1 protein-coding gene and 1 pseudogene are annotated in these 747 nt (G+C 39.5%); both read left to right on the top strand.

From position 1 onward, the window contains the following. Positions 1–329, top strand: a pseudogene (locus ACFIMI_RS09715) (hypothetical protein); the annotation flags it as partial. Continuing rightward, entirely contained in the window at positions 326–733 is a 408-nt protein-coding gene (locus ACFIMI_RS09720; RefSeq protein WP_375623805.1) for a hypothetical protein, read from the top strand. The pseudogene ACFIMI_RS09715 and the gene ACFIMI_RS09720, both read left to right, overlap by 4 nt. The last annotated feature ends 14 nt before the right edge of the window (positions 734–747 follow it).

A 747-nucleotide genomic window follows, 5' to 3' on the forward strand; every position in this document is an offset into this window, starting at 1 on the left:
AAAATTATATCTACATACAAGGTCATATGTTAGACCCCATTAGTACAGTGATTGGTTACAATTGGCCTACGGCTTATAAGGCACCTTTAAATCTAGATTTTTCACTTTTGGAGAAAGGTATAAAAAATCCTTTTTATATGACGATATTTGCAGCAAACAGTTTATTTACTATAGCAACTAATCCTCTCAGAGAGATGGGGAGAGCGGTCTTGGGCCTTAACCCGAGCCCCCATAATTGTTATGCTGATGCGAGTCGTGAGTGTCAAATTAATTATGGTTCATTTGGTTTTAACAAACTTCATTCAACGAGAACAGGGAACAAAAAATGAAAATGTTGTTTAATTTATTAAGCCTGCTCATTCTGTTAACGGTTGCTGGATGTGATATTGAAAACATTGATAAACCTCCTCGAGGAGAGACGGCTGTGTGGGAGAAGCTAGGAGCAGATTCTACGGAGGTAGGAAAAGCATTGCTAGAGTGTGGTTTGCCACACCTTAATTATCTTGAGGATGAAGTTCAAAAGTTAAGCAACAATGAGAATGCAACGATTGATGCTTGCATGATCCAAGCAGGATTCCATTATAAAGGGAGAGCTAGCTGGTGTTCTCCTTTTAACGGTAGAGACCTTCCCATTTGTCAGCCTGGTGCTGTCATCCCGAAGAGAAGTGTCGAAAAGCGCTTAAACAGCCCTTTTTGTAAAAGAAGTCCAGTACAACCTGAATGCAAACCTTAAGTTTTGTTTGTGAT

It is taken from the genome of Bartonella sp. AP4SXKL (assembly GCF_042195845.1).
Lineage (GTDB): Bacteria > Pseudomonadota > Alphaproteobacteria > Rhizobiales > Rhizobiaceae > Bartonella.

Coding starts and splice junctions, on each gene's coding strand:
- ACFIMI_RS09720 (WP_375623805.1), top strand. CDS start 326: ATGAAAATGTTGTTTAATTTATTAAGCCTGCTCATTCTGTTAACGGTT.